19 protein-coding genes and 2 pseudogenes are annotated in these 19,812 nt (G+C 65.3%); 11 read left to right on the top strand and 10 right to left on the bottom strand.

What is annotated here, in order from left to right:
* Positions 1-127 precede the first annotated feature (127 nt).
* Together VV867_RS06840 and VV867_RS06835 are read right to left on the bottom strand one after the other, a co-directional pair.
* Positions 128-736, bottom strand: coding sequence for a Yip1 family protein (locus VV867_RS06840; protein WP_089393167.1), 609 nt, complete (start codon positions 734-736; stop codon positions 128-130).
* A 30-nt stretch (positions 737-766) separates the two neighbouring features.
* Positions 767-1,105 carry a hypothetical protein gene (locus tag VV867_RS06835; protein WP_089393166.1) on the bottom strand — a complete coding sequence of 113 codons (339 nt, stop codon included), beginning with the start codon at positions 1,103-1,105 and terminating at the stop codon, positions 767-769.
* 192 nt (positions 1,106-1,297) lie between these two features.
* Between VV867_RS06835 and VV867_RS06830 the strand changes: the two genes are divergently transcribed.
* The gene (locus VV867_RS06830) at positions 1,298-1,522 is read left to right on the top strand and encodes a PLD nuclease N-terminal domain-containing protein (protein WP_089393165.1); all 225 of its coding nucleotides are present in this window, start codon (positions 1,298-1,300) and stop codon (positions 1,520-1,522) included.
* A 15-nt stretch (positions 1,523-1,537) separates the two neighbouring features.
* Here the strand turns inward: VV867_RS06830 and VV867_RS06825 are convergent, their stop codons facing one another.
* Together VV867_RS06825 and VV867_RS06820 are read right to left on the bottom strand one after the other, a co-directional pair.
* Positions 1,538-1,810: a hypothetical protein gene (locus tag VV867_RS06825; protein ID WP_109935372.1), complete on the bottom strand. Its 273-nt coding sequence runs from the start codon at positions 1,808-1,810 to the stop codon at positions 1,538-1,540.
* 598 nt (positions 1,811-2,408) lie between these two features.
* On the bottom strand, positions 2,409-2,969 hold the full coding sequence (locus VV867_RS06820) for a type 1 glutamine amidotransferase domain-containing protein (protein ID WP_109935371.1): 561 nt from the start codon (positions 2,967-2,969) through the stop codon (positions 2,409-2,411).
* Between the two features lie 231 nt (positions 2,970-3,200).
* Here VV867_RS06820 and VV867_RS06815 point away from each other — a divergent pair, with 231 nt between their 5' ends.
* Positions 3,201-3,620: a transcriptional regulator gene (locus VV867_RS06815; protein ID WP_275630214.1), complete on the top strand. Its 420-nt coding sequence runs from the start codon at positions 3,201-3,203 to the stop codon at positions 3,618-3,620.
* A 135-nt stretch (positions 3,621-3,755) separates the two neighbouring features.
* Here the strand turns inward: VV867_RS06815 and VV867_RS06810 are convergent.
* A pseudogene (locus VV867_RS06810) lies at positions 3,756-4,068 on the bottom strand (hypothetical protein); the annotation flags it as partial.
* 537 nt (positions 4,069-4,605) lie between these two features.
* On the opposite strand from VV867_RS06810, the gene VV867_RS06805 reads away from it, so the two are divergent.
* A complete protein-coding gene (locus VV867_RS06805; protein ID WP_328565945.1) occupies positions 4,606-4,980 on the top strand; it encodes a histone-like nucleoid-structuring protein, MvaT/MvaU family in 375 nt (124 codons plus the stop codon).
* A 214-nt stretch (positions 4,981-5,194) separates the two neighbouring features.
* A complete protein-coding gene (locus VV867_RS06800; RefSeq protein ID WP_109935368.1) occupies positions 5,195-5,989 on the top strand; it encodes a GGDEF domain-containing protein in 795 nt (264 codons plus the stop codon).
* A gap of 43 nt (positions 5,990-6,032) precedes the next feature.
* Here the strand turns inward: VV867_RS06800 and cydB are convergent, their stop codons facing one another.
* Entirely contained in the window at positions 6,033-7,043 is a 1,011-nt protein-coding gene (gene cydB / locus VV867_RS06795) for a cytochrome d ubiquinol oxidase subunit II (RefSeq protein WP_109935367.1), read from the bottom strand.
* A 34-nt stretch (positions 7,044-7,077) separates the two neighbouring features.
* Positions 7,078-8,484: a cytochrome ubiquinol oxidase subunit I gene (locus tag VV867_RS06790; protein WP_109935366.1), complete on the bottom strand. Its 1,407-nt coding sequence runs from the start codon at positions 8,482-8,484 to the stop codon at positions 7,078-7,080.
* A gap of 402 nt (positions 8,485-8,886) precedes the next feature.
* Between VV867_RS06790 and VV867_RS06785 the strand changes: the two genes are divergently transcribed.
* From VV867_RS06785 to VV867_RS06775, 3 genes are all read left to right on the top strand, one after another.
* The gene (locus VV867_RS06785) at positions 8,887-11,160 is read left to right on the top strand and encodes an FdhF/YdeP family oxidoreductase (protein ID WP_328565944.1); all 2,274 of its coding nucleotides are present in this window, start codon (positions 8,887-8,889) and stop codon (positions 11,158-11,160) included.
* Between the two features lie 154 nt (positions 11,161-11,314).
* Positions 11,315-12,253 (top strand): Dyp-type peroxidase, encoded by a 939-nt coding sequence (locus VV867_RS06780; protein WP_328565943.1) that lies wholly within the window; start codon positions 11,315-11,317, stop codon positions 12,251-12,253.
* Between the two features lie 426 nt (positions 12,254-12,679).
* The gene (locus VV867_RS06775; protein ID WP_442965008.1) at positions 12,680-15,427 is read left to right on the top strand and encodes an AAA family ATPase; all 2,748 of its coding nucleotides are present in this window, start codon (positions 12,680-12,682) and stop codon (positions 15,425-15,427) included.
* A 52-nt stretch (positions 15,428-15,479) separates the two neighbouring features.
* Here VV867_RS06775 and VV867_RS06770 read toward each other — a convergent pair whose 3' ends face one another.
* Genes VV867_RS06770 through fdhD form a run of 3 tightly spaced genes read right to left on the bottom strand, consistent with a single transcriptional unit; the run spans position 15,480 to position 17,083 of the window.
* Positions 15,480-15,731, bottom strand: a complete 252-nt coding sequence (locus VV867_RS06770; RefSeq protein ID WP_328565941.1) for a MoaD/ThiS family protein — start codon at positions 15,729-15,731, stop codon at positions 15,480-15,482.
* On the bottom strand, positions 15,728-16,231 hold the full coding sequence (moaC, locus tag VV867_RS06765; protein WP_328565940.1) for a cyclic pyranopterin monophosphate synthase MoaC: 504 nt from the start codon (positions 16,229-16,231) through the stop codon (positions 15,728-15,730). Before moaC ends, VV867_RS06770 begins: the two co-directional genes overlap by 4 nt.
* 21 nt (positions 16,232-16,252) lie before the next feature.
* Positions 16,253-17,083: a formate dehydrogenase accessory sulfurtransferase FdhD gene (gene fdhD / locus VV867_RS06760; RefSeq protein WP_328565939.1), complete on the bottom strand. Its 831-nt coding sequence runs from the start codon at positions 17,081-17,083 to the stop codon at positions 16,253-16,255.
* Positions 17,084-17,338: 255 nt separating this feature from the next.
* Here fdhD and moaB point away from each other — a divergent pair, with 255 nt between their 5' ends.
* From moaB to VV867_RS06740, 4 genes and pseudogenes are all read left to right on the top strand, one after another.
* Positions 17,339-17,878, top strand: a complete 540-nt coding sequence (gene moaB, locus VV867_RS06755) for a molybdenum cofactor biosynthesis protein B (protein WP_328565938.1) — start codon at positions 17,339-17,341, stop codon at positions 17,876-17,878.
* On the top strand, positions 17,875-19,098 hold the full coding sequence (locus VV867_RS06750; protein ID WP_328565937.1) for a molybdopterin molybdotransferase MoeA: 1,224 nt from the start codon (positions 17,875-17,877) through the stop codon (positions 19,096-19,098). The genes moaB and VV867_RS06750 overlap by 4 nt, the downstream gene beginning before the upstream one ends.
* Entirely contained in the window at positions 19,085-19,543 is a 459-nt protein-coding gene (locus tag VV867_RS06745; RefSeq protein WP_328565936.1) for an NAD-binding protein, read from the top strand. Before VV867_RS06750 ends, VV867_RS06745 begins: the two co-directional genes overlap by 14 nt.
* A 153-nt stretch (positions 19,544-19,696) precedes the next feature.
* Positions 19,697-19,812: pseudogene (locus VV867_RS06740) on the top strand (molybdate ABC transporter substrate-binding protein); the annotation flags it as partial.

Genomic DNA, 19,812 nt, shown 5'->3' with positions numbered 1-19,812 from the left:
ACAGCTCCAGCGGCCCCAGCCCGAGCAGCCGCCGACGTTTCCCGACCGGGAAAGCCAGGTGCCCGAGGAGTTCCCCGAGGAAGTGCCCATGCAGCAACCCCCGGAGGAGCCGCTGCCGCCGCCGCACTCACTGCTCCAGGTATTCGCCGCTGCCGGCCATGCTCTGCCCCCAGAGTTCCAGGAAGGCGAAGGCCGTGGTCAGTAGCGCCAGGAAGCCGAAGCCGAGGATGCACGAAGCGTAGAACACCGCCGAGCGTCGACGCAGGTGCATGAACACCGGCAGCCCGCTGAACAGCAGGAAGGCCGAGCAGGCCGTGGCCAGCGCCGCGGCGAGCAGCATCACCCAGCGGTAGGGCACCAGCGCCACCACCCCGGCCAGCATCAGCGGCACGGCGATGGTGGTGGTGAAGGCCATGCTGCGGCCGATGTCCGGCCGGCTCTCGGTGCGGAACAGCACCCAGCGCACCAGGTAGGCCATGATCACCACCCCGCAGAGAAAGCCCAGGTAGCACCACAGCGCCAGTAGCGCCCCGCTGCTGGCGCTCAGGTATTGCACCTGGTCGTTGCCCGGCAGTTGCCAGCCCACCTGGGTGGTGCCGATGAACAGGCAGACCGCCGGGATCAGCGGCAGGGCCAGCCACAGCGGCACGAAGGCCCGCGGGTGGCGGTCGACGCTGGCGCTGAGGTCGCCCCAGGCATGTTTCGGTTGGGTCAGCAGGGTCGTGAACGGGATCATCGATGAGCCTCCTTCCGTTGCGGCGGGCCGTCAGCGGGAATGTTTGGTGGGGTCGTCCGGCCGTTCGCTTTCCAGCAGCGAGCCGGGGTCCTCGTTGCCCGGGTCGTTGATGCCGCCGGCGGGCGGCGGCGTGGTTTCCTGCAGGGGGATGTCCATCGGCAGGACGGTGGCCCCGGACACCTCCTTGAGCCGCGGCAGCAGCTCGTCGCGGAAGCGTTGCTGCTGCTCCTCGGACAGCGCGGCGAAACCGTGTTCGAGGATGTAGCGGGCGAGTATCTCCTCGCGGCTGTCCGGCTCCAGGCTGCCCTGGGCGAACAGCTGCCGCAGCGCAGCCGTGAACGCGGCGTCCCGATGGTCGTTCCAACCCATGTGCCAGTCCTCCTGTCGGTCGGTGGATGCCCGCGGGCATGCGGCCGGCGGTCTCTCGGAGGACTGGGGGGCGGTGGCCACGTTCAGCCACCGGGACGAACGGTAGGTCGCCACGGCGCCGGTCCAGGCGATGGAACCTTGGCCGCGCGGGCCGGCCCACCGCAGACATCGAACGAGCCGAGGAGGTGCGCCATGACCACGTTCGTATCCCTGATGCTGATCGCCGCCGCGGTGATCATCGTGCTGCTGGACCTGTGGGCCATCGTCAGCGTGTTCCGCAGCGACAAGGGCGTGAATGCCAAGGCCCTGTGGGCTCTGCTGATCGCCATTTTCCCGGTGCTGGGCCTGGCCATCTGGGGCATCGCCGGGCCCCGCGGCCTGGCCCAGCCGCCCGGCTCGACGGAACAGGGCGAGTGAGCGGGAGCGGCCGGTTCAGTCGGGCAGTAGCGGGTTGTGCGAAGTCTTCAGGCGCTCTATCTGCTCGGCCGGTGTGCCGATCAGCAGGTGGGCGAACAGCCAGGGCTCCATGCCCATGCAGCGGGCGTGGATGCACAGCTCGGCCCAGCCCTTGCGCAGGCGGTAGGCCTGTTCGTCCTCGTTTTCCTCGAGGCGGGAGCGCTTGATCTCCCGCGCCAGGGCGGGAACGCGGAGAAGAAACTCCGCCACCGCAGCCTGCTGCTGCGCGGGACTCAATAGGGTTCGCATGGAGGGGGGAACAACCTGACAGGAGGGAAGGCCCCGAAGACAGCCGGGGAAGAGTGCTGCGGAAGAACTGGAAAAGTAATCCTCTGACCACGATGACTCAAGCGAAAAAAGGAATCGGTTGAAATTATGAATACGAGGCAGAGCAGGGAAATCGGGGGATTATCCGTAGGCCGCGTATTCAGCGGGTTTCGGGATGAGTGGCATTACCTTGATATCAGCATGATGCGGCCTGCCGCTGCGCCTTCTTCATGCAATATGCAGGAATCGACTTTATAGGCTCGATATTTCGAACATGGCTTGCGCAGCCCCTGGCGCTCTGCCTGAATGATTCGGGCGAACTCCCCTTACTTATGGCCCCAGGGACGGGGCGCTTCTTTTTGTCCTTTTGCATCGCCTGCCCGCGCATTTCGCCGCATTCTTCCTTCCCATGGGGCACCTGCAACGAGGGCCGCGCGCAGTCGCCGGCGCGGCACGGCCGCCGCGACGGAAACCGTTGCGCACGCCGGCCAGGCCCAGGGCCACCGAGAACAGCCGCTCCCAGCGGCCCAGGTTCTGTGTACTCATCTGCTGTCCCTCCGTCTGCTTCGGTGAATGGGCGTCAGGCCGCCTGCAGGGCCTTGCCGATGGCCTCGTCGAAGGCCGGCAGGTCGTTGGGGTTACGCGAGGTGACCAGGGTCCAGCCCTGGGCCGGGCAGACCATGGCCTCGGCGTCCACCCAGTCGGCCCCGGCGTTGACCAGGTCGGTGCGCACGCTGGAATAGGAGGTCAGCGTCTTGCCGGAAACCACGCCGGCGTCGATCAGCAGCCAGGGCCCATGGCAGATGGCCGCGACCGTCTTGCCGGCTTCGGAGAACTCGCGGACCAGGCGCTGCGCATCGGCATCCTGGCGCAGGGTGTCGGCGTTCACCGTGCCGCCGGGAATCACCAGGGCATCGTAGTCCGCGGCGCTCAGGCCCTGGAGACGGGCATCGGAGGTCACCTTCAGGTCCTTCTCGCTGTCCTTGAGCCAGGTCTGGGCCTCGCCGCCCTTGACGCTGCCATGGGTGACGCTGGCGCCTTGCTCCTTCAGGGCCTGCAATGGGCGCAGCAGTTCGTCGCGCTCGATGCCGGCGTTGGCGGTGATGATCAGGACCTTCTTGCCTTGCAGGTTCGTACTCATGGTCGGGCTCCTTCGCGGAAGCGCCACGCGGGCGCGGTGGCTGGCCACGCTTCGCGGCGCGGCACTCACCAGGGTTTGGAACCCCTGGCGGCGACGAGTTCGAAAGAATTGCCCAACGGAAAAGGCGCGCCGTTGCTCGGTGCGTTCGAACTCCCGGCCGGCCCGGCAGTCGCAACAGGCAGGACCGGCGGCGAACGCCGGCAAGCCATCGACCCACGCGGGAGACACGCCATGAGCTACGACTGGGACCTGATCGAACAATTGCTGCTGCACGCCCAGCAATGCGCCGACGAACCCTACAAGGCCCGCGAGTACGGCGAGGAAGTGGCCGAGGAACGCATCGCCCGGGGCGAGCCCCTGGAAGGCAGCGTCGACCACGTCAAGCGCGTGGCGGGCGACCTGGAAGGCGTGCTGTTCGATGGCGGCTTCATCCAGGACCGGCCGCGCGACCACGGCGGCACCGGCAACAACTTCGAGCTGACCGACCGCGGCCTGCGCCTGCTGACGCTGATCGGCCGCAGCTTCCCGGAGCACCTGGTGTTCCGCCGGCTGCTCGACGAGCAGGGCGAGGAGGCACTGACGGCGGGCACCTTCGACGCCCTGGCCGCCCGCGCCTCCCGGGACCGCGTCGACGACAAGCCGATGGCGTGAGGCGAGGGCAGGGCGGCGCTGCCCGGTCAGACCGCGGGTAGCTGTGCGCTCACCCGACCTCCCGCTTGTTGCAGGTCAGCCATTGCGCCATGGACGAGTCTTCCAGGGCGTATTCACCCCGGCTGGCCTTCCACTCTTCTCGATGCCGGCCTTGCGGACCGCCTTGGTGAAGGTATTTTCGTGCTCAGCCAGCACCTTGGCGATGGCACCCGCTATCAGGTCGGCGGGGTCACTCTCGCGGTCCACCCACAGGTCGACGTAGATGGGTTGCCAGCCCGACGCTCACACGCGGGCACGAGGTCGTTGCGCAGGAAGTGCTCTTGCCGGTGCGCCGCGGAGCGGCCAGGAACATGCCGGAGCCATAGTCGGCCAGGGATTCGCCGGCCAGGTCGCGGACAAGGTTCTCGGCCAGGGCCTGGCGGCTGAAGATCGGTAGCGTCGGACTCACGCTCCAATTATCTCAATAGCTACAGATTATAGTTGCCAGGTATAGATTGACTATACAGCTTGGCGGCCAGCCGAGCGAACGACCGCCAGCCACAGGGGAAACGGGCATCGCATGGAACCGGCAGGTCAGGGTGGGGGATGGCTGCGGATCGTTCCATGTTGCAACGCAACCGTGAACATTCCGGTCGATAGCCGGATAGAACTTGCTTCAAGTATTCCGCTTATACCTGACACTACGAAAATGCAGTTTCCACCCGCTTGCAGAGAACAAGATCGTATCGGCAGGTATGTTCACAAGGCCCCAGGCCAGGGACGCGTAGTTTGAGCCGGATGGGGCTGCCAGCGGATATGCGATATCGCCGTATCGAATGAGCGTGCCTGGAATGAAGATTGAAAACGAGGTGATTTCCCTGTAGGCCTGCCTTATGGTTCGGCAGGCATATCCGAATGTATGGTTTCAGCACTTCAGGTGTTTGGATTCGCAGAGTTTGTCCGGTATATTCTTCGATTGGAAAAACTTTTGTTGAAGAGGTTTCCCATGTCCAAGCTGGCAGAATTTCGCGCTGTAGAGAAAGCGCTCGCTGAACAGATCGCCCATCTGGAGTCGCTGAAGAACGATGTCAATCTTCAGAAGGAAATCGAGTTCGAGCGGAAACTGAATGAACTGATGGCGGCATATGGCAAGTCGCTGTACGACGTGACCGCCATCCTCGACCCACAGGCGCTCGGCGAAGCGGGCCCGCGCGGCGGCCGGGGCGCGCGGCCCAAGCGTCGCGCCCGGGCGGTCAAGGTCTACCGGAACCCGCACAGCGGGGAAGTCGTGGAGACCAAGGGCGGCAACCATAAAGTTCTGAAGGCCTGGAAGGCGGAATATGGCAGCGATGTCGTCGACGGCTGGCTGCAGAAGAAGTAACCGCTTTGCGGGGAATTAGCCAAAGAGCCTTGCTCGACCTCTGGATTCAGTGGCCCCACTGAGTCTTCGCACGCTTTTCTTCCAGGGCTTTCGTAGATGTTTCGTCGCCATGCGGATAGTGCGCGGGCCATGTGCCGCCGTTCGTCCGCATGATTCAAGTATTTCAATTGGTTGACGATCAATTGCGCTAGAGATTCTTACCAGGGGTTGTGTCTTGCAGGTTAGTCAGGAAAGTCTGGTCCGCCATCTTCGTCATCAGTTCAATGCACTTCTGGGGGTGTCGCTGTTCTCCTGGGCGACCATGGCCGGGCTTCTGATATTCATCTGGCTACATGGCCAGGCCCTGGGCATCAAGTCCTTTGCATGTTTTGTTCTGGGCGCCTGCCTGAGTTCGCTTCAGTTGTTCTTTCTGGTGCTGGTCGCCGTGCGCATGCACCGCACCATGAAGACCCGTTCGAAGTTGTTGTCGAGCCTTGAATACGCGTCCGGCCACGACGTGCTGACCGGGCTGCTCAACCGGCGCGGTTTCGACCTGTCGCTGCGCGAGGCGCTGTCGGCGGCGGGGCACCAGAAGAAGTCGCTGACCCTGCTCTACCTGGACCTGGACGGCTTCAAGCAGGTGAACGACCTGCACAGCCACGCCGTGGGTGACCGCCTGTTGCAGGGGGTCGCCAACCGATGGAGCCGGACGGTGAGGAACGGGGACCTTCTCGCGCGGCTGGGCGGGGATGAGTTCGCGCTGATCACCGGCGCCACGGGCACGGAAGTCGAAGCGCTGTGCGAACGGCTGCTGGGGGTGGCGAAAGCCAGCCTGCTGGAGGAGTTCCCGGACCTGCAGATCGGCGTCAGCATCGGTGTCGCCGAATTCCCCCGCGATGGCCAGCAGGCCGACGGGCTGGTCCTGGCCGCGGATTCGGCCATGCTGGTGGCAAAGGCCCTGGGCAAATCGTGCTTCCAGTGGGCGCTGCCGTCCACGGGGCAGGGGGCGGGGGCCCGCGCACGGGCCTAGCCTGGGCCGGCAGCGAGTGGCTGCCGGCGCCGGGCCCGGGGCATCAGTGGTGGTAGCCCTCGCCGACCTTCACCTTGCCCCGGAACACGTAGTAGCTCCAGGACGTGTACATCAGGATGAAGGGCAGGATGAACAGGGCGCCGATCAGGGCGAACAGTTGGCTCTGCACCGGCGACGCCGCCTGCCAGATGGAGACCGCCGGCGGGATGATGTTCGGCCAGACGCTGATGCCCAGCCCGCTGTAGCCCAGGAAGATGACCAGCAGCGTGAGCATGAAGGGCGTCACCGTCGCCCGGTGGGCGAGGGTGATCAGGGTGGCGAAGAAGCTGAAGAGCAGCAGCGCCGGCACCGGCAGGAAGTAGATCAGGTTCGGCAGGCTGAACCAGCGCTGGGCGATCTGCGGGTGCGACAGGGGCGTCCAGACGCTGATGATGGCGATGGCGAACAGCAGTATCCAGATGAAGTAGGACGAGTAGCGGTACATCTCCGCCTGCAGCTGCCCCTCGGTCTTCATGATCAGCCAGGTGCTGCCCAGCTGCGCGTAGGCGACCAGCAAGGCGAAGCCGCAGAAGATCGGGAAGGGCGCCAGCCAGTCCAGGCTGCCGCCGGCGTAGGCGTTGTCGGCCACCGGTATGCCGTCGATGAAGGCGCCCAGGGCCACGCCCTGGGCGAAGGTGGCCACGATGGAGCCGCCGATGAACGCCTTGTCCCACCAGTGGCGGTTCCGGTCGCTGGCCTTGAAGCGGAACTCGAAGGCCACGCCGCGGAATATCAACCCCAGCAACATGAGCACCAGGGGAAGATAGAGCGCGCTGAGCAATACCGAGTAGGCCAATGGGAAGGCGCCGAACAGGCCCGCGCCGCCCAATACCAGCCATGTTTCGTTGCCGTCCCATACGGGGGCGACGGTATTCATCATGACGTCGCGTTCTTCCTTGTTCTTTATCGCCAGGAAAAGAATGCCGATGCCCAGGTCGAAACCGTCCATGATGACGTACATCATGATGCCGAAGATGATGATCAATGCCCAGATCAGTGTGAGATCGACGCCCATGTTATTCACTCCTCAAGTTTGAAATGCTTGCGGGTCAACGGTCGTCGGATGCCGACAATGGACGTGCAGGCGTACGCATCTGGCCCGCACCGCCTTCGATGGGATGTTCCGCATCGTGGGGCTGCGGCCCTTTATGTACGAGTTTCAGCATATAGGCGATGCCGGTGCCGAACAGCACGAAATAGATGAGCACGAAAAGTACCAGGCTGATGGTCATTTGCGCGGTGGTTTGCGCCGAGGCGGCATCGACGGTGCGCATGTAGCCGTAGACCACCCAGGGTTGGCGGCCCATTTCGGTAGTTACCCAGCCGGCCAGCAGTGCGATCAGCCCCGAAGGGCCCATGCAGAGCACGAACTTCAGGAACAGCGGGGAATCGTAGAGTTTACCGCGCCATCTCAAGTACAAACTCCAGAACCCTGTAAGTATCATCAGAAGCCCCATGGCGACCATTATCCGGAAGGTCCAGAAGATGACCGTGGAGTTGGGTCTGTCTTCCGGCGGGAATGATTTCAATGCGGGAATCTGGCGATCGAGACTGTGGGTGAGAATAAGGCTGCCGAGCATTGGAACTTCTATGGCGAAGTGGGTCTTTTCCGCCTTCATGTCAGGCCAGCCGGCCAATATCAGGGGCGAGGGCTCGCCGGGAACGTTCTCCCAGTGGCCCTCGATCGCCGCGATCTTCGCCGGCTGGTGTTCGAGGGTGTTGAGCCCGTGGGCATCGCCGACCACCGCCTGGATGGGCGCGACCAGCAGCGCCATCCAGGCCGCCATGGAAAGCATGGTGCGGGCGGCCGGGTCGGTGCTGCGGCGCAGCAGGTGCCAGGCCCCGGAGGCCCCGACGAAGAAGGCGGTGGCGAGGAAGGCGGCAATGGCCATGTGCGCGAGCCGGAAGGGGAACGAGGGGTTGAAGATGACCGCCAGCCAGTCGACCGGCACCGCTCGCCCATCGACGATCTCGAAGCCTTGCGGCGTATGCATCCAACTGTTGGAGGACAATATCCAGAAGGTGGAAATCAATGTGCCCAGCGCGACCATGGCGGTGGCGAAGAAGTGCAGGCCGCGGCCGACGCGCTCCCAGCCGAAGAGCATCACGCCGAGAAAGCCCGCTTCGAGAAAGAAGGCGGTCAGAACTTCATAAGTCAGCAACGGCCCGGTAATACCGCCGGCGAAATATGAAAAGCGACTCCAGTTGGTGCCGAACTGATAGGCCATCACCAGTCCGGAAACGACGCCCATGCCGAAGTTGATCGCGAAGATCTTTACCCAAAAGCTGTAAAGATCCCGGTAGACATCTCTTCCGGTTCTAAGCCAAAGCCCTTCGAGTACTGTCAGGAAACTGGCGAGGCCAATGGTGATGGCCGGGAAGACGATATGGACGCCAACGGTGAAGGCAAACTGCAGACGGGCCAGATCAATTGCGGTCGAACTGTATGTGTCCATGCTTTCTCTGCCTCGCGGAGTGGAGGGAAAGTTCGACGAAGAGTGTCGGGCACAAAGCAAGCTAACTAAGTGCCCGCCTGCGCCTGTGCAACTCTCGTTGTTTGCCTTGACATCTCGGAAGTGCGCCGCTTAGATTCTAGAGCACGATCCCGCGGCATGGGCAAGCTATTTTTTCTCGCAACTTCTTGTTGATCCCGTTCGACAAGTCATGTAACAGGCGCCAGTTTTTCGTTGACTGGCGACGATGGTTTCTTCCTGAAAGAAAGAAGTTTTGTTTTCTCGGGAGGGTAGCGCGCAAGGCAATATCGCTATAGCGCGGGAAGATAATCGCTATAGCGGCTGAACATATACAACCATCGATCCATGCCCAACTACCGGCATGCTCGTATATATGGAGCGATCATGACTATTCGACGCAAGGTACCTGGTGTTCGTAAATACGATGGTCCCGCTGGTGGTTGGGGCGCTCTCAAGGCGACGGCCACGGCCGTCCGGGAACAGATGGATACCCTCAAGGCGCCCATCACCCTGATGCGCACCAACCAGCCCGCCGGGTTCGACTGCCCCGGGTGCGCCTGGCCGGACAAGGAACACCGGTCCACCTTCCAGTTCTGCGAGAACGGCGCCAAGGCGGTGACCTGGGAGGCCACCAGCAAGCGTGTCACCCCCGAGTTCTTCGCCAACCACCCGGTCGCTTCCCTGCTGCACCGCACCGACTACGAACTGGAGGACCTCGGGCGCATCACCCACCCACTGGTGTACGACCGGGCCTCGGACACCTACCAGCCCATCGAATGGGAAACCGCCTTCGCCCGCATCGGCGAGATACTCCGCGGGCTGCAGCCCGACGAAGTCGAGTTCTACACCTCGGGCAGGGCCTCCAACGAGGCGGCCTATCTCTACCAGCTGTTCGCCCGGGAATACGGCACGAACAACTTCCCGGATTGCTCGAACATGTGCCACGAGCCGACCAGCGTCGGCCTGCCGCGCTCGATCGGCATCGGCAAGGGCACCGTTTCGCTGGATGACTTCGACACCTGCGAACTCATCATCTCCATCGGCCACAACCCCGGGACCAACCACCCGCGGATGATGGGCACGCTGCACGAGGCGTCGCGGCGCAAGGTGCCGATCATGGTCTTCAACCCGCTGCGCGAGCGCGCGCTGGAGCGGTTCGCCGACCCGCAGGACATGATCGAGATGGCCACCTACGGCTCCACGCGCATCGCGTCCTCCTACTTCATGGTCAAGGCGGGGGGCGATGCGGCGGCGATCAAGGGGATCATGAAGGCGCTGCTGGAGATCGAGGAGAACCTGGGCGGCGCGCTCGACCATGAATTCATCAAGGACCACACCGTCGGCTTCGACGCGCTGGTGGCCGACCTGCACGCGACCCAGTGGCCGGACATCGAAGCCGCCAGCGGTCTGAAGAAGTCTGACCTGGAAATGGTCGCGGCGGCCTACGCCAAGTCCAACGCCACCATCGTGACCTACGGGATGGGGATCACCCAGCACAACGAAGGCACCGCCAACGTCAGGCTCATCTGCGACCTGCTGATGCTGCGCGGCAACTTCGGCAAGCCCGGGGCCGGCATCTGCCCGCTGCGCGGCCACTCCAACGTCCAGGGCAACCGCACGGTGGGCATCACCGAGAAGCCGTCGGGCGCCTTCCTCGGCAAAATCGAGCAGGTGCTGGGCTTCAAGCCGCCGGCGGAGCACGGCCACGATGCCGTGCAGGCGATGCAGGCGATGATCGACGGCAGCGCCAAGGCCCTCATCTGCCTGGGCGGCAACTTCGCGGTGGCGCTGCCCGACCCCGGGCAGTGCTTCCCGGCCATGGGCAAGCTGGAGCTGAGCGTGCACATCGGCACCAAGCTGAACCGCACGCACCTGCTGGTGGGCAAGCACAGCTTCCTGTTCCCCTGCCTGGGGCGGACCGAACTCGACGTGCAGGAAGGCGGGCCGCAATCGGTGACCGTGGAAGACTCCATGTCGATGGTCCACGCCTCGGCCGGCAAGCTCAAGCCCGCCTCCGACGTGCTGCGCTCCGAACCGGCCATCGTCGCCGGCATGGCCAACGCCACGCTGCCGGACAGCAAGGTGCCCTGGCTGGAGCTGGTCGCCGACTACGACCGGATCCGCGAGCTGATCGAGAAGACCGTGCCCGGCTTCGACGACTACAACGCCCGCATACGCATCCCGGGCGGTTTCCGCATGCCGCTGCCGCCGACCGAGCGCAAGTGGGATACGCCCTCGGGCAAGGCCGAGTTCTTCGTCTTCCCCGGCCTGCACGAAGACAAGGTGGTGGAGGGCGAGGACGTGTTGCGCCTGGTGACCATCCGCAGCCACGACCAGTACAACACCACCATCTATGCGATGGACGATCGCTACCGCGGCGTCTTCGGGCGGCGCGACGTGCTCTTCATGAACCCGGACGACCTGGCGGCCAGGGGGCTGGAACATGGCGACCTGGTGGATATAGAAACCATCACCGCGGGGCGCAAACTTCGTTACGAGAAGATTACCGCCATCGAGTACAAGATCGCCGCCGGTTCGGTTGCGGCGTACTATCCCGAAGCCAATAGACTGGTGCCGCTGGACTACATCGACGTGGACAGCGGAACACCTTCCTATAAGTCCGTTCCGGTGCGGGTGATGCGCTCCGAAGTCAACTGAGACAGTTGGCCAACAGATACTCGGGGGTGCGGACGGCACCCCCTTTCTTTGTTCCCGGGTGAAATCAATTCGACACTTCGAGGGCGCATTATCATGCGCCCGGTAATATCTGGTAGTCTCGATCGCCCAACCGTGATGGTAGTTGCCAAGCAAAATGACAGAAGAACTCCCCATTCCCCAGGCCGTCGATAGTCCAATCACCAGTAGTGCGATCTTTCTCGTGGCGACACTGGTTTCCGGCGAGGAAAACCATGCTGCCGTGCGCGCCTTGTGCGGGGATATCGCCGCCCTGGTGCGCTCGGTTGGAAAGCGGGTGCCGGCGGGCAATCTTTCCTGCGTCATCGGCTTTGGTTCCGACGCCTGGGACAGGCTGTTCGGCGCGCCCCGCCCGGCGGCGCTGCACAGCTTCCGCGCAATAGGCTCCGGCGAGCGCGTCGCCGTCTCGACGCCGGGCGACATCCTGCTGCACATCCGCGCGGACCAGATGGACCTGTGCTTCGAACTGGCGACGCAGATGGTCACGCGCCTGGGCAAGGCGGTGGAGGTGGTCGACGAAGTCCAGGGCTTCCGCTATTTCGACATGCGCAGCATGGTCGGCTTCGTCGACGGCACCGAGAACCCGGCGGGCCGCGAGGCGGCCCACTTCACCCTGATCGGCGACGAGGACCCCGGCTTCGCCGGCGGCAGCTACGTCCTGGTGCAGAAGTACCTGCATGACATGGCCGGCTGGAACCAGCTGTCCGTCGAGGCCCAGGAGCGCATCATCGGGCGCACCAAGCTGTCCGACATCGAGCTGGACGAGGCGGTCAAGCCGAGCTGCTCGCACAGCTCCCTCACCACCCTGGTCAAGGACGGCAAGGAAGTGAAGATCCTGCGCGACAACATGCCGTTCGGCCGGCCGGGGGCAGGGGAGTTCGGCACCTATTTCATCGGCTATGCCCGCTCGCCCGAGCCCATCGAGGAAATGCTGCAGAACATGTTCGTCGGCCGCCCGGCGGGCAACTACGACCGCCTGCTGGATTACAGCCGCGCAGTGACCGGCAGCCTGTTCTTCGTGCCCTCCGCGGACCTGCTGGAGTCACTCGCCGAATAACTTCCGTATTCGCGCGTTTTTCCAGTAACTTTCCCGAACCATTGCGGCGAGTCACTTCGTCGCAATGGTTTTCGCCTGTCGCGGTGCAATTTTTCATTCATCGACAGGCACTGTGAAAGTTATGTTCGTCATCTTTTCCGGATAGTTCCGCGTTACTTCGCCGTTTCGTCACTATGGCGCGGCTGCTTATCATCTTTCGTTGTTTGGCTATCGTCGATTTCGTCTGGCGCCCTCCCACTTCCCGGACTATGGTGAACGGACGGTGTAATAGCCGTTACTGCTTTTCGAGTTTTCCTGTCTCTTTCGTTTCGAAAAAACAGCGTATGCCAGGACTTGGGGTTCGTTATTGAACTCATTCATGGCTATTCGCTGCTGGAGATGCGGCCGCTCGATTACAAGCGCCCACTTGTTCCGTGGAGAGAGTTCATCATGGCGAATCTCTGTGAAATCTGTAATGCGAGACCCGCTGTCGCCCGCGTGACCGTCGTACAGAATGGCGAGCGCAAGTCGATGTCGATCTGCGACCACGACTACCGCCAGCTGATGCGGCACCAGAGCATGCTGAATCCGTTCGACTCGCTGCTGGGGGGCGGCGGGCTTTCGCGTTTCTTCGACCGCTTCGGCGGTGGCGCGGGCGACGAGGGCGAGGGGTTCGGCATGGCCGCCGAAGTGCCCCGCGAGTCGGTCGACGCCACCGACGCCTTCAGCGCCCAGACCCTGGAGATACTCCAGCGCGCCGCGGAAAAGGCCCACGAGCTCAGGCGCAACGAGCTGGATACCGAGCACCTGCTGTACGTGCTGGCCGATACCGACGTGGTGTCCGCCCTGCTCAAGGAGCTGAAGCTGTCGCCGCAGGACATCAAGGGCTACATCGACCAGCATGCGCAGACCGGCAACGCCTCGCCCGATGCGCCGGTCGACCGCATGACCATCTCGCCGCGCCTGAAGAAGGCCTTCCAGCTGGCCTTCCAGGCCTCGCGCGACCTGGGGCATTCCTACGTCGGCCCGGAGCACCTGCTGATCGGCCTGGCCTCGGTGCCCGAGAGCCTGGCCGGCACGCTGCTGAAGAAATACGGCGTGACCCCGGAGACGCTGCGCCAGAAGGTGGTCAAGATCGTCGGCAAGGGCGCCGAGGACGGCCGGGTGGATACGCCCAGCGGCACGCCGACGCTGGACAAGTTCGGCCGTGACCTCACCCAGCTGGCGCGCCAGGGCAAGCTGGACCCGGTGCTGGGGCGGGCCCAGGAGATCGAGAACGCCATCGAGGTGCTGGCCCGGCGCAAGAAGAATAACCCCGTGCTGATCGGCGAGCCCGGCGTCGGCAAGACGGCCATCGTCGAGGGGCTGGCCCAGCGCATCGTCAACGGCGACGTGCCGGAAGTGCTGCGCGGCAAGCGCCTGGTCGAGGTGAACCTGAATTCGATGGTCGCCGGCGCCAAGTACCGCGGCGAGTTCGAGGAGCGGGCCAAGCAACTGATCGACGAGGTCACGGCCAAGCATGACGAGCTGGTGCTGTTCATCGACGAGCTGCACACCATAGTCGGCGCCGGGCAGGGCGGCGAGGAGGGCGGGCTCGACATCGCCAACGTGCTCAAGCCGGCCCTGGCCCGCGGCGAGCTGAGCCTGATCGGCGCCACCACGCTCAACGAGTACCAGAAGTACATCGAGAAGGACGCCGCGCTGGAACGCCGCTTCCAGCCGGTGTTCGTCCCCGAGCCCACGGTGGAGCAGACCATCGTCATCCTCAGGGGCCTGCGCGACAAGCTCGAGGCCCACCACCAGGTGACCTTCGCCGACGACGCCTTCGTCGCCGCAGCGGAGCTTGCCGACCGCTACATCACCAACCGCTTCCTGCCGGACAAGGCCATCGACCTGATCGACCAGGCCGCCGCCCGCGTGCGCATCGGCGCCACCTCGCGGCCGGCGGACATCCAGGAGCTGGAGGCGGAGATCGCCCAGCTCAAGCGCGAGCAGGACTACGCGACCTCGCGCAAGCGCTTCGACGAGGCCAAGAGCTTCGAGGAACTGATCGGCGAGAAGCAGGCGCAGCTGGATGAACGCTCCGAGGCCTGGGAGCGCAAGACCGGCTCCGAGACACTGGAGGTGACCACGTCGTCCATCGCCGAGGTGGTCTCGCGGCTGACCGGCATCCCGGTGGCGGAGCTGACCCAGGAAGAGCGCCAGAAGCTGCTGAAGATGGAAGAAACGCTGCGCCAGCGCCTGATCGGCCAGGAGCACGCGGTGGTGGCGGTCAGCGACGCCGTGCGCCTGTCGCGCGCGGGGCTGGGCCAGGCCCACCGTCCCATCGCCACCTTCCTGTTCCTCGGCCCGACCGGGGTGGGCAAGACCGAGCTGGCCAAGGCGCTGGCGGAGAGCGTGTTCGGCGACGAGCAGGCGATCATCCGCATCGACATGTCCGAGTACATGGAGCGCCATGCCGTGGCCCGGCTGATCGGCGCACCGCCGGGGTACGTCGGCTACGACGAGGGTGGCCAGCTGACCGAGCGCGTGCGCCGGCGGCCGTACAGCGTGATCCTGCTGGACGAGATCGAGAAGGCCCACCCCGACGTCAACAACGTGCTGCTGCAGGTCTTCGACGACGGCCGGCTCACCGACGGCAAGGGGCGGGTGGTGGACTTCAGCAACACCATCATCATCGCCACCAGCAACCTCGGCGCCTCGATCATCATGGACAACCTCGAGCGCCCCGAGGCCGAGCGCATGGACGACAAGGCGCTGCGCGACGAGCTGATGGGCGTGCTCAAGGGGCACTTCCGACCGGAGTTCCTCAACCGCGTCGACGACATCATCGTGTTCCATGCGCTGTCCCGCGACGACATCCGCGCCATCGTCCGCATCCAGCTGCAGCGGGTGGTGCGCACGGCGGCCGCGCAGGACATCAGCCTGACGGTCGACGATGCCCTGGTCGACCACCTGGTCGAGGTGGGCTACCAGCCCGAGTTCGGCGCCCGCGAGCTGAAGCGGCAGATACGCCAGGAAGTGGAGACGCGGCTGGCGCGGGAAATCCTCGGTGACAAGGTGGTATCCGGGGACAGCGTCGCGCTGGGCTACGACAAGGAGGCCGGCAAGGTGACGCTGGAGAAGGGCGGTGCCAGGCCCGAGGCGGCCGAACCGCCGGCGCCGCCCGCGGGGGCGGAGGAAACCGGGACCTGAGGACGTAGGGACGGGCGGCGCCGAGGCGCTGCCCGTCCACTCGGCCGGCTATTCAGCCACCCGTCACGGTCGGGAAGAACGCCACCTCGTCGCCGTCGGCGACCGGCTCGTCCAGGGCGCACAGTTCCTGGTTGCGCGCGCACATCATATTGGCCTGGGTGAATACCTCGGCCCAGGCGCCGCCGCGGCTCGCCAGGTGTTCGCGGATGTCCTCCAGCGTGGCCAGGGCGCCTTGCCAGGGCAGGGCCTCGCCCTCGCTGCCGAGCAGTTCCCGGTAGCGGGCGAAGTACTGCAGCCGGATCATCGCGCATCCTCCACCTGGTACAGGCCCGAGCGGCCGCCGGCCTTGCGCAGCAGACGCACCCAGTCGATCTGCATGCCGCGGTCGATGGCCTTGCACATGTCGTAGAGCGTCAGGGCCGCGACGCTGGCCGCCGTCAGGGCCTCCATCTCCACTCCCGTGGCGCCTTTCAGGCGGCAGGTCGCGACAATGCGCACCGAGTCCGGCCGCACCGGCTTGAGCTCGACGTTGACCGCACTGAGCAGCAGCGGGTGGCACAGCGGGATGAGTTCGTGGGTGCGCTTGGCCGCCATGATCCCGGCGATCCGCGCGGTGGCGAAGACGTCGCCCTTGGGGTGGCCCTGCTCGAGGATCAGCTCGAGGGTCTCGGGTTTCATCCTGATCCAGGCTTCGGCCACGGCTTCGCGCTGGCTGTCGGGCTTGGCGGTGACATCGACCATGCGGGCATGGCCACGGTTGTCCAGGTGGGTCAGCGTCGCCGCCGACTCATGGGTTTGGTTCATCGGGACTCCGGGGCGCGCCTGTCAGGGCGCCGGGCTGTAGAGCCTGGGCAGGCTGCGGTGGGGGACGTGAATGAGGTTGAGCTGGTTGCGGCGCGCCCATTCCACGGTCAGCGCGGTGGGCGCCGAGAGGCTGACCAGGGTGCCGATGCGGGCGCGCACCGCCTTGTGGACGAGCTCCAGGCCGCAGCGGCTGGTGACGACGACGAAGCCCTCGGCGGGGTCGATGCGCGCCTGGGCCATGGCGCCTATCAGCTTGTCCAGGGCGTTGTGCCGGCCGATGTCCTCGCGGCACAGGCGGACCTCGCCCTGCCCGTCGAGGTACAGGGCGGCGTGCAGGGCGCCGCTGCCGCGGGCGGCCGTCTGGGCGACGCCGATCCGCTCGCGCAGGCCTTCCAGCAGGCTCGCCTCCGGCAGCGGCGCGAAACGCAGCGGGGTCAGCGCCGGCAGCGCCTGGTCCAGCGCCTCGACGCCGCAGATGCCGCAACCGCTGGTGCCGGCCAGCTGCCGGCGGCGGCCCTTCAGCGCCCAGAAGGCGCGGTTGGCCAGTTCGACCTGCGCCAGGTACGCCTCGCCGGAACGGCTGACTTTTATATCGTGGATTTCATCCAGGGAAGTGACGATTTCATTGGTCAGGCTGAAGCCCCTGACGAAATCTTCCATATTGCCGGGCGATACCATCATCACGGCCTGACTGATGCCGTTGTAACTGATGGCCAGGGCGGTTTCCCGGGCAAGTACGGCCTCGCCGATTATCCAGTTCTCGCCCAACTCAACATAACTGTAGGCTTGCGCGGGGTCGGGCGGCGCATTGATGTCGGATATATCGGTTCGAGTTTCGTCGATCAGCACCATCACGGCACCCTTGGATTCTGTTGCCTGTTTTTCAGGTTACGCACGTGGCCAAATAGCGTCCAATCGCTTCTTCCGATCCGTCGATAAGACGCCTCTATGACGGAAACGACGCATTGCATGGGGTTTTAAAACGGCTTCAGGGCCGCGCTCCATTTGCCGATAGAGACCCCCGATCATGGGGTTTGCCATATCGATTGGACGGCCTGGTCGTTCATCTCTAGTTTGGCGCGGAAACTTCCAACTGGAGCGACGGGCGTGAACGTCAAGCCGAATACGGAATTCATTCCACTCAATATCGCGGTATTGACCGTCAGCGATACGCGAACTTTCGAAACCGATACTTCCGGCGAGTTGCTGGCCAGCCGCTGCGTCGAGATCGGCCATCGCCTGGTGGCGCGCGTGCTGCTCAAGGACGACCTCTACCGGATACGGGCCCAGGTCGCCGCCTGGATCGCCGAGGAAGCGGTGCAGGTGGTACTGATCACCGGCGGCACCGGCTTCACCGGCCGCGACAGCACCCCGGAGGCGGTCGCCTGCCTGCTGGACAAGCAGGTCGAAGGCTTCGGCGAGCTGTTCCGCGCGCTGTCCATCCTCGACATCGGCACCTCCACCGTGCAGAGCCGCGCCCTGGCCGGCCTGGCCAACGGCACCCTGGTGTGCTGCCTGCCGGGCTCCACCGGCGCCTGCCGCACCGCCTGGGAAGGCATCCTCGTCGAGCAGCTCGATTCGCGGCACCGCCCCTGCAACTTCGTCGCCCACCTCAAGCCCGGCAATACCTGCGGGCCGCGCCCATGAAAGCCAAGGGGTTGATGCCGGTCGACGAAGCCCTGGGCCGGTTGCTGGACCTGGCGGAGGCTTCGCCCATCGCCGACATCGAGGAACTGCAGCTGGCCCGGGCCGATGGGCGCGTGCTGGGGCGCGACCTGTTCGCCCGGATCGACTCGCCGCCCTGGGCCAACAGCGCCATGGACGGCTATGCCTTCAGGCTTGCCGACCTGGACGGACGGGCGCTGCGGGTCTCCCAGACGATCTTCGCCGGCCAGGCGCCGGCGCCGCTGGAGCCCGGCACCTGCGCGCGCATCTACACCGGCGCGCCGTTGCCGGAAGGGGCCGACTGCGTGCAGATCCAGGAGAACTGCACGCGCCTGGACGACCAGCACGTACGGGTCGAAGGCCAGCCGCGGGCCGGCGCCAACGTCCGGCCGCAGGCGGACGAGATCGCCGCCGGCGAACCGCTGCTGAACGCTGGCCGGGTACTGGGCCCCGTGTCCCTGGGGGTTCTGGCCTCCCAGGGCTACGCGAGCGTGCCGGTGGTGCGGCGGCCGAGGGTCGCGCTGCTTTCCACCGGCGACGAACTGGTCCCCCCGGGCCAGGCGCTCGCGCCCGGGCAGATCCATGACAGCAACCGCACGGTGCTGCGCGCGCTGCTCCAGCGCCTGGGCTGCGAGGTCGTGGAGCTGGGCCGCGTCGGAGACGACCCGCAGGCGATCCGCACGGCCCTCGCCGCAGGCAGCGCGAGCGACCTTATCCTCAGTTCCGGCGGCGTCTCAGTGGGCGAGGCGGACTTCATCGGCAAGCTCCTGCGCGAGCAGGGCGAGGTGATGCTCTGGAAGCTGGCCATCAAGCCGGGCAAGCCTTTCACCTTCGGCAAGCTGGAGGCGACGCCTTTCATCGGGCTGCCGGGGAACCCCGGCTCGTCCCTGGTGACCTTCCTGCTGCTGGTGCGGCCCTACCTGCTGCGCCGGATGGGCGTGGCCGCGGTCCAGCCCAGGCGCCAGCCGCTGCCGGTGGGCTTCGACTGGCCGAAGGCGGGCACCCGCCAGGAATACCTGCGTGTGCGCATCGAGGACGGTATCGCCCGCCTGCTGCCGGGGCAGAGTTCCGGCACCCTGCTGAGCGCGACGCTGGCCGACGGCCTGCTCGAAATCCCGGCGGGAAGGACCTTCGAGGCGGGGGAGTGGCTGAACTTCCTGCCGTTCGACGGCCTCTGGGGCGCGGCGAATGACGCGCGCTGAACATTACATCGTCATCGGCGACGGCGCCCTGGCCCTCAACGCCTGGCGGGAACTGACCGCCAGGGGCCAGGCGGCGATCCGCCTGCTGCCCGCGCGGGCGTCGGCGGAAGGCCCGGACAGCTTGCGGGGCGACCCCGGGGACGCGGAAGTGCTGCGGCGGGCGGGCGCGGAGCGGGCGGTGGCCGTGCTGGCAATGCTCGATGACGATGCGCGCAACCTGTCCGTGCTGCGCGCCTTGCGGACGCTCGCCAGCCCCGCGCTCACCGTGGTGACGGTGAATGACTCGCGGAACCTTCCGCGCATCCGCCAGCTGCGCCCCGGCGCCGTCATCGCGCCGCTGCTGGAGGATGGGGTGCTGGCCGCCCGTATCGTCCATGGCGAACAGATACCCTCGGACCTGCTGCCACACTGCGTGCTCCAGCAGGGGGAGGTCGAGCCCGCCTAGCCGCGGAACCGCAATGATTGGATAGGCGGGCCGTATTTCGGCCTGGCGACAGGCCTGGTTACGTACCTCGCTATATAGTTTTGAACACAGCGATGCAGGGGCTCATCGCCTGCCAGCAGACATAGAACGACAACCCACCACTGGAGCACATTGATGAAACACGCATTCGCCCGCCTTTCCCTGGCCCTGGCCGCCTGCCTGGCCGCCCACGCGGCGCTGGCCGACGAGGTGCAGGTCGCCGTCGCGGCCAACTTCACCGCGCCCATCCA

Source organism: Pseudomonas sp. JH-2, from assembly GCF_036231725.1.
Taxonomy (GTDB): domain Bacteria; phylum Pseudomonadota; class Gammaproteobacteria; order Pseudomonadales; family Pseudomonadaceae; genus Pseudomonas; species Pseudomonas delhiensis.
This window is presented reverse-complemented; position numbering and strand designations above follow the sequence as displayed.

Excerpts from the sequence above, each read along its gene's own strand:
- VV867_RS06835 (WP_089393166.1), bottom strand. The coding sequence starts at position 1,105 with ATGGGTTGGAACGACCATCGGGACGCCGCGTTCACGGCTGCGCTGCGG.
- VV867_RS06745 (WP_328565936.1), top strand. The coding sequence starts at position 19,085 with ATGACGCGCGCTGAACATTACATCGTCATCGGCGACGGCGCCCTGGCC.
- VV867_RS06830 (WP_089393165.1), top strand. The coding sequence starts at position 1,298 with ATGACCACGTTCGTATCCCTGATGCTGATCGCCGCCGCGGTGATCATC.
- VV867_RS06780 (WP_328565943.1), top strand. The coding sequence starts at position 11,315 with ATGACAGAAGAACTCCCCATTCCCCAGGCCGTCGATAGTCCAATCACC.
- VV867_RS06750 (WP_328565937.1), top strand. The coding sequence starts at position 17,875 with ATGAAAGCCAAGGGGTTGATGCCGGTCGACGAAGCCCTGGGCCGGTTG.
- VV867_RS06770 (WP_328565941.1), bottom strand. The coding sequence starts at position 15,731 with ATGATCCGGCTGCAGTACTTCGCCCGCTACCGGGAACTGCTCGGCAGC.
- VV867_RS06785 (WP_328565944.1), top strand. The coding sequence starts at position 8,887 with ATGACTATTCGACGCAAGGTACCTGGTGTTCGTAAATACGATGGTCCC.
- fdhD (WP_328565939.1), bottom strand. The coding sequence starts at position 17,083 with ATGGTGCTGATCGACGAAACTCGAACCGATATATCCGACATCAATGCG.
- VV867_RS06805 (WP_328565945.1), top strand. The coding sequence starts at position 4,606 with ATGTCCAAGCTGGCAGAATTTCGCGCTGTAGAGAAAGCGCTCGCTGAA.
- moaC (WP_328565940.1), bottom strand. The coding sequence starts at position 16,231 with ATGAACCAAACCCATGAGTCGGCGGCGACGCTGACCCACCTGGACAAC.
- VV867_RS06820 (WP_109935371.1), bottom strand. The coding sequence starts at position 2,969 with ATGAGTACGAACCTGCAAGGCAAGAAGGTCCTGATCATCACCGCCAAC.
- VV867_RS06815 (WP_275630214.1), top strand. The coding sequence starts at position 3,201 with ATGAGCTACGACTGGGACCTGATCGAACAATTGCTGCTGCACGCCCAG.
- VV867_RS06840 (WP_089393167.1), bottom strand. The coding sequence starts at position 736 with ATGATCCCGTTCACGACCCTGCTGACCCAACCGAAACATGCCTGGGGC.
- cydB (WP_109935367.1), bottom strand. The coding sequence starts at position 7,043 with ATGGGCGTCGATCTCACACTGATCTGGGCATTGATCATCATCTTCGGC.
- VV867_RS06825 (WP_109935372.1), bottom strand. The coding sequence starts at position 1,810 with ATGCGAACCCTATTGAGTCCCGCGCAGCAGCAGGCTGCGGTGGCGGAG.
- VV867_RS06790 (WP_109935366.1), bottom strand. The coding sequence starts at position 8,484 with ATGGACACATACAGTTCGACCGCAATTGATCTGGCCCGTCTGCAGTTT.